The sequence below is a fragment of the Nocardioides zeicaulis genome (assembly GCF_042432345.1).
Classification (GTDB): domain Bacteria; phylum Actinomycetota; class Actinomycetes; order Propionibacteriales; family Nocardioidaceae; genus Nocardioides; species Nocardioides zeicaulis.
In genome coordinates this window covers 1,849,913-1,858,295 of the sequence record NZ_JBHLXH010000001.1, presented here as the reverse complement: position 1 = coordinate 1,858,295, position 8,383 = coordinate 1,849,913, and the positions used below count along the sequence as shown (strand labels likewise).

Annotated in this window: 9 protein-coding genes; 3 read left to right on the top strand and 6 right to left on the bottom strand. The window is 74.1% G+C overall.

Features of this window, described 5'->3' with window-relative positions; genetic code table 11:
• On the top strand, positions 1–430 hold a 430-nt coding region (locus ACFFJG_RS09050; RefSeq protein ID WP_378518276.1), incomplete at its 5' end, for a DUF1810 domain-containing protein.
• 10 nt (positions 431–440) lie between these two features.
• Here the strand turns inward: ACFFJG_RS09050 and ddaH are convergent.
• The 6 genes from ddaH to ACFFJG_RS09020 form a co-directional block, all read right to left on the bottom strand.
• Positions 441–1,205, bottom strand: a complete 765-nt coding sequence (ddaH, locus tag ACFFJG_RS09045; RefSeq protein WP_378518275.1) for a dimethylargininase — start codon at positions 1,203–1,205, stop codon at positions 441–443.
• Between the two features lie 20 nt (positions 1,206–1,225).
• The gene (locus ACFFJG_RS09040) at positions 1,226–2,017 is read right to left on the bottom strand and encodes an alpha/beta fold hydrolase (protein ID WP_378518274.1); all 792 of its coding nucleotides are present in this window, start codon (positions 2,015–2,017) and stop codon (positions 1,226–1,228) included.
• 63 nt (positions 2,018–2,080) lie between these two features.
• The gene (locus tag ACFFJG_RS09035; protein WP_378518273.1) at positions 2,081–2,866 is read right to left on the bottom strand and encodes an ABC transporter permease; all 786 of its coding nucleotides are present in this window, start codon (positions 2,864–2,866) and stop codon (positions 2,081–2,083) included.
• On the bottom strand, positions 2,866–3,816 hold the full coding sequence (locus tag ACFFJG_RS09030; RefSeq protein ID WP_378518272.1) for an ABC transporter ATP-binding protein: 951 nt from the start codon (positions 3,814–3,816) through the stop codon (positions 2,866–2,868). Before ACFFJG_RS09030 ends, ACFFJG_RS09035 begins: the two co-directional genes overlap by 1 nt.
• A 92-nt stretch (positions 3,817–3,908) precedes the next feature.
• Positions 3,909–5,921 (bottom strand): NADPH-dependent 2,4-dienoyl-CoA reductase, encoded by a 2,013-nt coding sequence (locus tag ACFFJG_RS09025; RefSeq protein ID WP_378518271.1) that lies wholly within the window; start codon positions 5,919–5,921, stop codon positions 3,909–3,911.
• 1 nt (position 5,922) lies between these two features.
• Positions 5,923–6,498, bottom strand: a complete 576-nt coding sequence (locus ACFFJG_RS09020; protein WP_378518270.1) for a PadR family transcriptional regulator — start codon at positions 6,496–6,498, stop codon at positions 5,923–5,925.
• A 203-nt stretch (positions 6,499–6,701) separates the two neighbouring features.
• Here ACFFJG_RS09020 and ACFFJG_RS09015 point away from each other — a divergent pair, with 203 nt between their 5' ends.
• Positions 6,702–7,850: a CaiB/BaiF CoA transferase family protein gene (locus tag ACFFJG_RS09015; RefSeq protein ID WP_378518269.1), complete on the top strand. Its 1,149-nt coding sequence runs from the start codon at positions 6,702–6,704 to the stop codon at positions 7,848–7,850.
• Between the two features lie 63 nt (positions 7,851–7,913).
• Entirely contained in the window at positions 7,914–8,351 is a 438-nt protein-coding gene (locus ACFFJG_RS09010; protein ID WP_378518268.1) for a pyridoxamine 5'-phosphate oxidase family protein, read from the top strand.
• Positions 8,352–8,383: the final 32 nt, after the last annotated feature.

Genomic DNA, 8,383 nt, shown 5'->3' with positions numbered 1-8,383 from the left:
GGAGGTAGACAGGGGCATGGACCTCGAGCGATTCGTTTCCGCCCAGGACGCGGGCGGCACCTACGACCGCGCGCTCGGCGAGCTCCGCGCCGGGCGCAAGACCAGCCACTGGATGTGGTTCGTCTTCCCGCAGGTCGCCGGTCTCGGCCGCAGCGAGACGGCGCGCGCGTACGCCCTGGGCGGGCTCGACGAGGCGCGGGCCTACCTCGCGCAGGACGTCCTGGGCGCCCGGCTGCGCGAGTGCTGCCGCGCGCTGCTCGACGCCGGTGGCGCGTCCGCCGAGGAGGTCCTCGGCGGGGTCGACGCGATGAAGCTGCGGTCGTCGATGACGCTCTTCGCGCGGGCCGATCCGGCCGAGCCGGTCTTCGGCGAGGTGCTCGGACGCTTCTTCGACGGCCGCGAGGACGAGCGGACCGTCGCCCTGCTCTGAGACGAGGGCGTCAGCCGCGCAGGCGCACCGACAGGCAGGTCACGCAGCCCTCGAGCTTCTCGAACTCGCTCACGTCGACCGCGACGACCCGCAGGCCGCGCTCCTCGTAGAGCGCGCGGGTGCGCGGTGCGGCCGACGACATCAGCACGGTGGACCCGTCGAGCAGCACGACGTGCGCGCCCGGCTCTTCCGGCACGGCGAGGTACGACGACCAGGTGGCCGGGTCGTCGACGACCGGGTCCCAGCCGACGACGGTGCCGTCGGGCAGCGCCGTGACGGCCGACTTGAGGTGCAGCGCCTTGGTCAGTGGCACCGCGACCACCTCGGCGCCGAGCGGGGCGAGGTGGGCTGCCAGCTGGTCGATGCCGGCCCGGTTGGTGCGACCCCCGAGGCCGACCCAGACCGTGCCGTCGTGCTTGAGGACGTCACCGCCGTCGAGGGTGCCGGGCGCCTCGATGTGCGCGATCCGCAGGCCGAGGTCGCGCAGCACCTGCTCGGTGCCGGCGGTCTCGGGCTTGCGCGCGTCGGCGCCGGGCCGGGTGACCACCGCCAGGTCGCCGTACACCACGACGGTGTCCTCGACGAAGACCGCGTCCGGGCAGTCGGGTGCGGGCGGCACCTCGATCGTCTCCCAGCCCTCGGCCTCCAGGGCGGCGACGTAGGCCTCCCACTGGCGCTCGGCCAGCGCGAGGTCGACCTCGACGCGGTCGATGTGGGTGAGGAGGCCCTCGGCGAGGCGGGGGCCGGGGCGGCGGACGAGGGCACGACGGGTCACGCCGCCGATCCTCCCAGCCCTCAGCGGGACGTGGCCCGTTCGGTCCGCCGGGCGAGCCGGTCGGCGACGACCGCCCAGACGTCGGGGTCGACGCCCATGCCGAGGTGACGGGAGGAGACCTCGACGTGCTCGACGTCGGGCGAGGCGTGGTCGATGCAGGCCTGCCACGCCACGATGCCGTCGCGTCGCGAGTACATCACCGTGAGCGGCACGCGGATCGGCGACTCCGCGTCGAGGCGCCGCGCGACCCGCTCGGCGTCGTCGGACCCGTCGCCGAGCAGCCGGGCGACGGTGGTGTGGGACGCGCCCGTGACCGGCGTGCCGTAGGTGAGCACCCGCCGCACCGCGTCGGGGTGGCGGCGCGCGACCTCGCGGGCGATGACCCCGCCGAGGCTCCAGCCGACGAGCGAGGCGGGCGCGCCGGCGGCGTCCACGAGGTCGAGGAGCCGCGCGGAGAGGCGCTCGACGTCGCGCCGCGGGTCGCCGGTGTTGGTGCCGAAGCCCCAGCCGCGGGCGTCGTACCCCAGGTGCCGCAGGTAGCCGCGCAGCGGTGCCCCGGTCAGCTCGGGTGCCCGCCAGCCGGGGACGTCGACGACCAGGTGCCCGTCGCCGCGGGGCGCGGCAGCCAGCCGCGGCAGCGCGCCCGCGAGACGTACGGCTTCGAGACCGGACCCCAGCTCGCCCAGCGCGACCCACGTCGGCGGCGGGCCCGCCGGGCCCTCGGACGACCGGGCGTCCGCGTCGTCGCGGGCGCGGGTGCGCACCCCCGCCGCGGCGAGCAGGCGAGCGGCGGCGTGCGGGGCGGGGGTCACGGCACGACCGTACGTGCTCGCACGAGCGTCGCGGGCCGGGGTCAGCCGCGCGCAACGCGCCCGTCACACCCGGGCGGTGTCCTTGCTCATCCGCCACGCCGCGCCCACGACGAAGACCGCGAGCCAGACCACCGCGTTGACCACCGCGAACCACGGCAGCTCGCGGGTCAGCGGCGCGCGGGCGACCTCGGCGACGCCGTACATCGGCGTCCAGTAGGCGATGTCGCGGATCAGCGGGCTGTAGCTCGACAGCGGGATGAACAGGCCGCCGAGGAACGACAGGAGCGCCAGGCCGGGGCCGAGCACCTGCATGGTGTTCTCGCCCGGGACCAGGTAGCCGATGAAGACGCCGAGCGCCGCGAAGCTCATCGTGCACACGAGCGTGGTGGCCAGGCACTCCAGCCACGTGGCGGCCGGCATGTCCGGCTGGCCGCGCAGGAGACCGACGACGTTGACGACGGCTATCGCCAGGGCCGCCATGGTGAGCGCGACCAGCGCCTTGACCACGACGTACGCGACGGGGTGCAGGGGCGTCAGCCGCAGCTGGCGCGACCACCCGAGGGCCCGCTCGACGGCCACCATCGCGCCACCCGAGGCCGCGATCAACGCCCCGCCGTAGAGCGCCATCGACACCATGACGTAGGCCGCGACGTTGCCGACGCCGACCCGCTCGTCCCCGGTGTCGCCGGAGCCGAAGACGAAGAACATCGCCGTCGGGAGGACGAGGGTGAACACGATCGTGCGGCGGTTGCGCAGCATGCGGCGCAGCTCGATGCCCAGGATGGTGCGGTTGAACCCGCCGAGCGGCGGGACCGCGCGGCGCGTCGGGTCGATCGTGGCGCTGCTCATCACTTCTCCTCGGTGGTCAGGCTCAGGAAGGCGTCCTCGAGGGCGTGCGAGGTGATCTCGAGGTCGCGGGCGGTGGTGCGGGTGAGCAGGTGGCGGGCGACCCCGTCACTGTCCTTCGTGCGCACGAGGACCGTGCTCCCGCGCACCTCGACCCCGTCGACGCCCTCGAGCGCGGAGAGCCGGTCGGCCTCGGCGGCGGCGTCGTCGAGGGTGGCGCGGACCGTCCGGCCGGAGGCGAGGGCGCGGATCTCCGAGCCGCTGCCGTCGGCCACCACGCGGCCCTTCGAGACCAGGATGATGCGGTCGGCGTACTGGTCGGCCTCCTCGAGGTAGTGGGTCGCGAACAGCACGGTGCGCCCGCGGGAGGAGTCGCGGCGGATGGCCGACCAGAAGGTGCGGCGGCCCTCGACGTCCATGCCGGTCGTGGGCTCGTCGAGCAGGAGCAGGGCCGGGTCGGGGAGCAGCGCCATCGCGAACCGGAGCCGCTGCTGCTCGCCCCCCGAGCACGCGCCGACCCGCCGCCCGGCGATGTCGCTGATGCCGGCCTCGGTGAGCACCTCGTCGACCGGGCGGGTGTCGGCGAACAGGCTGGCGGTGTAGGCCACGGTCTCGCGCACCGTGAGGTCCTTGATGAGGCCACCCGTCTGCATCACCGCCGCCACCAGCCCGCGGGCGATGGCGTCCCGCGGCTCCATGCCGAGCACCCGGGCGGTGCCGCTCGTCGGGCGCGAGAGGCCGAGCACCATGTCGATGGTCGTGGTCTTGCCGGCGCCGTTGGGTCCGAGGAAGGCCACGACCTCCCCCTGCTGGAGCTCGAGGTCGATGCCGCGCACCGCCTCCACGTCGCCGAAGGACTTGGTCACGCCCTCCAGCCGGACCGCGGGCGCGGGCGAGGCGCTCGTCCCGGACGGCCCGGGCGCGCCGGCGGAGGACAGCTGGGAGGTCGTCATGCTCCCACGGTCGACCCGGGAGGCGTTGCGCGCACCGAACGGTCGTCACGACCTCGGCATGACATCTGTCAGGCCGTGGTGTCGCCCCGGTGCTACAGCGCGGCGACGAGCTCGGTGCCCTGCCGGATCGCGCGCTTGGCGTCGAGCTCGGCCGCCACGTCGGCGCCGCCGATGAGGTGCGCGACGCGGTCGAGGCCGTCGTAGAGGTCGCGCACCGAGTCCTGCCCGGCGCAGACGACGACCGTGTCGACCTCGATGACCCGCTGCTGGCCGTCCACGGTGACGTGGAGGCCCAGGTCGTCGATGCGGTCGTAGGTCGCGCCGCTGACCATCGTGACCCGCGACTGCTTGAGCACCGCGCGGTGCGCCCAGCCCGACGTCTTGCCGAGGCCGATGCCGATCGGCGTCGTCTTGCGCTGGACCAGCGTCACCTCGCGGGCCGGCGTACGCGGCTTGGCCTCGGTGAGACCGCCCTCGTGCAGCGCCGGGTCGCCCACGCCCCAGTGGGCCATCCAGTCGTCGAGGTCCTCGTGCTCGTGGGTGAGGAAGACGCTGACGTCCACGCCGATGCCGCCGGCGCCGATGACGGCCACCCGCTTGCCGGGCACGACCGCGCCGCTCAGCACGTCGGCGTACGACGCCACGCATGCGTGGTCGATGCCCGGGATGTCCGGCATCCGGGGCTGCACGCCGGTGGCGACGACGACCTCGTCGAAGCCGGCCAGGTCGGCGGCGGTCGCCTCGGTGGAGAGGCGGACGTCGACGCCGAGCACCTCGAGGCGGCGGGTGTAGTAGCGCAGCGTGTCGGCGAAGTCCTCCTTGCCCGGCACCGCCATCGCCAGGCGGAACTGGCCGCCGAGCTCGGGCGAGCGCTCGAAGAGCGTCACCGCGAAGCCGCGCTCGGCCGCGCTGGTGGCGGCCGCGAGGCCCGCGGGCCCGGCGCCGACCACCGCGACGGTCTGCTTCCGCAGCGTCGGCATCAGCACCAGCTCGGTCTCGTGGCAGGCGCGCGGGTTGACCAGGCAGGAGGCCCGGTCGCCTGCGAACACGTGGTCGAGGCAGGCCTGGTTGCAGGCGATGCAGGTGTTGATCTCGTCGGCGCGCTCGTCCATCGCCTTGGCGACGAAGGCGGGGTCGGCGAGCAGCGGACGGGCCATCGAGACCAGGTCGGCGTCGCCGCTGGCGAGGATGTCCTCGGCGAGCTCGGGGGTGTTGATCCGGTTGGACGCGCACACCGGGACGTCGACGACCTGCTTGAGCCGCGCGGTGTACGACCGCCACGCGCCGCGGGGGACCTGGGTGATGATCGTCGGGACCCGGGCCTCGTGCCAGCCGATGCCGGTGTTGAACACCGTCACGCCGGCCTCCTGCAGGTGCAGCGCGAGCTCGGCGGTCTCCTCCCAGGTCTGGCCGCCCTCGACGAGGTCGAGCAGCGAGATCCGGTAGACGATCGGGAAGTCGTCGCCGACCAGCTCGCGCGAGCGGCGTACGACCTCGACCGGGAAGTGCATGCGGCGTGCGGGCGAGCCGCCCCACTCGTCGTCGCGGTCGTTGGTGCGCGCGGCGAGGAACTGGTTGATCAGGTAGCCCTCGGAGCCCATGATCTCGATCGCGTCGTAGCCGGCCTTGCGGGCCAGGGCGACGGACTTCGCGAAGGCGGTCGCGGTGCGGTCGACCTCCTTGGCCGACATCGCGTGCGGCTTGAAGGGCGTGATCGGCGACTTCTTGTCCGAGGCGCTCTGCGAGAGCGGGTGGTAGCCGTAGCGCCCGGCGTGCAGCACCTGCAGCGCGATCGCGCCGCCGGCGTCGTGCACCGCGCCGGTGACCTGCTGGTGGCGGATCGCGTGGAGGCGGCTGGTCATCTCCGAGGCGAACGGCTTGAGCCAGCCGCGCTTGGTGGGCGCGAAGCCGCCGGTGATGATGAGCCCGGTGCCGCCGCGGGCGCGCTCGGCGAAGAACGCGGCGAGTTTGTCGAGGTCCCAGGGGTGGTCCTCCAGGCCGGTGTGCATCGAGCCCATCACCACGCGGTTGCGCAGCCTCAGGGCGTCCGGACCGCTGCCGAGGGTCAGCGGCTCGAGGAGGTGGGGGTAGAGCGGGTGCGTCATGTCAGTCCTTCTCGGTGGTCGAGGTGCGAGCGGAGCGAGCCTCGAAACCCTCGTGTGCCTGCGCGTACTCGGTGATCCAGTCGATCCAGAAGCGCTCGAGCCGGATGCCGCCGCGCAGCACCAGCCACTGGTCGCGCCGGGCGTCGTCGAGCGACGCCGGGTCGGGGAACTGCTCGCGCTCCATCTGCTCGTAGGCCGCCAGCCGGAGCGCGTGGTCGGCCCGCGTGTCGGCGAGGTGGCCCAGCAGCCGCGCCCGGTCGCCGTACGACGCCCCGCGGAGCTTGACCGCCAGGTCGCTGCGGAACGTCTCGACCGGCATGGGCTCGGCCAGCCAGTCGGCGAGCACGCGGCGCCCCGCCTCCGACGGCGTGTGCACGCGCTTGTCCGGTCGGCCCTCCTGCTCGACGATCTCCACCGTCACCCAGCCGTCGGCCTCCATCCGCGCCAGGACGCGGTAGACCTGCTGGTGCGTGGCGTGCCAGAAGAACCCCAGCGACCGGTCGAAGCGCCGGGTCAGCTCGAGCCCGCTCGCCGGGCGCTCGCTGAGCGCGACGAGGAGGGCGTGCTCGAGGGCCATGGCGGCATCGTGCCCGACCTATGCAACTCGTTGCAAGCATGTGCGTCGTGGATCACCTCAAAGTCCCCGGATATCCGGGCAGACTCGTGCTTCGCACCCGAGATCTGGGGTGCAAAGCACGAAAGTCCCCGGATATCCGGGGACTTCCGAGTTCACCGCCCAGCCCCTCGCGACCGTGACAGCGCCGGTGTCATGATCGGCGCATGACGTACGAGCTGGGGCAGGGCACCGGTCCGCTGCGGGGCGTGAGGGTGGTCGAGCTCGCGGGCATCGGGCCCGGGCCGCACGCCTGCATGCTGCTGGCCGACCTGGGTGCCGACGTGGTGCGCGTCGACCGGCCCGGCGGCGGGATGTTCGCGACCGGGCGCGCCGACCTGCTCAACCGCGGACGCCCGAGCGTCGCGCTCGACCTCAAGCGGCCGGCCGCCGTCGCCGCCGTGCTCGACCTGGTCGAGCGGGCCGACGTGCTCGTCGAGGGGTTGCGGCCCGGCGCCACCGAGCGGCTCGGGCTGGGGCCGGAGGACTGCCACGCGCGCAACCCGCGCCTGGTCTACGCCCGGATGACCGGCTGGGGGCAGGACGGCCCGTGGAGCCGGAGCGCCGGGCACGACATGAACTACATCGCCACCAGCGGCGCGCTCCACGGCCTCGGCCAGGACCCCGCGCGCCCGCACTTCCCGGGCAACCTGCTCGGCGACTTCGGCGGCGGGTCGACCTACCTCGTCATCGGCGTGCTCGCCGCCCTCCTCGAGGCGCGCGCGAGCGGCCGCGGGCAGGTGGTCGACGCCGCGATCGTCGACGGCAGCGCCCACCTCAACACGATGGCCTCCGCCTTCGCCGCGATGGGTCTCGACACCGGGCGCCGGCGCTCGGGGCTGCTCGACGGCGGCACCCCCTGGTACGACGTCTACGAGACCGCCGACGGCGAGCACGTGAGCGTCGGCGCGCTCGAGCCGCAGTTCTGGGCCGAGCTGGTCGCCCGGATCGGCGTCGACCTCCCCGACCGTGACGACCCGGCCCAGCACGTCGCGCTGCGCGAGGCCCTCACCCGGAGGTTCAAGGAGCGCACGCAGGCAGAGTGGGCCGAGGTCTTCGACGGCACCGACGCGTGCGTCGCGCCCGTCGTACGCCTGGCCGACGCGCCGCAGCACCCCCACCTCGCCGCGCGCGGCACCTTCGTCTCACCCGGCGGCGTCACCCAGCCCGCCCCGGCGCCGCGGTTCTCCCGCACGCAGGCCACGCTCACCACCCCGCCCGCGCTGCCCGGCGAGCACACCCGTGAGGCCCTGGCCGCCTGGGGCGTGCCCGACGTCGAGGCGCTGATCGCCACGGGCGCGGCCGTGCAGGCCTGACCGCCGCCCCGGACGGGACGTTCGGCCCTGCCCCGGGCCGCCGCGCGTGCCTAGCGTGGGGTCATGGACGAGCCCGTCACCGAGATGAGCACCGCGGAGTGCTGGGAGTTCCTCCGCCGCCAGGAGCTCGGCCGGCTCGCGTTCCGGCTGGTGGACGAGGTGCACCTGGTCCCGGTCAACTACGCGGTCGACCACGACCCCGTCACCGACCGCCGCACGATCCTGTTCCGCACCGCCGAGGGCTCGAAGCTGCTCGGGGTGGTCATGCACGGTGACGTCGCCCTCGAGGCCGACGAGCTGGTCGACGAGCACGCGGCGAGCGTCGTCGTACGAGGTCGTGCCTGGCTCCTCGACGAGCACGAGGCGCACCGGGCCGACACGCTTCCCCTGCGTCCGTGGGTGCCGACGCCCAGGTACGGCGTCGTCGAGATCGACCCGGTCGAGGTCACCGGCCGCCGGTTCGCCCTCGACCGGCCCTGGCGGCACATGCTCCCGGGCTGAGCCGGCCGCCTTCGGACACGAGCAACGTGGTG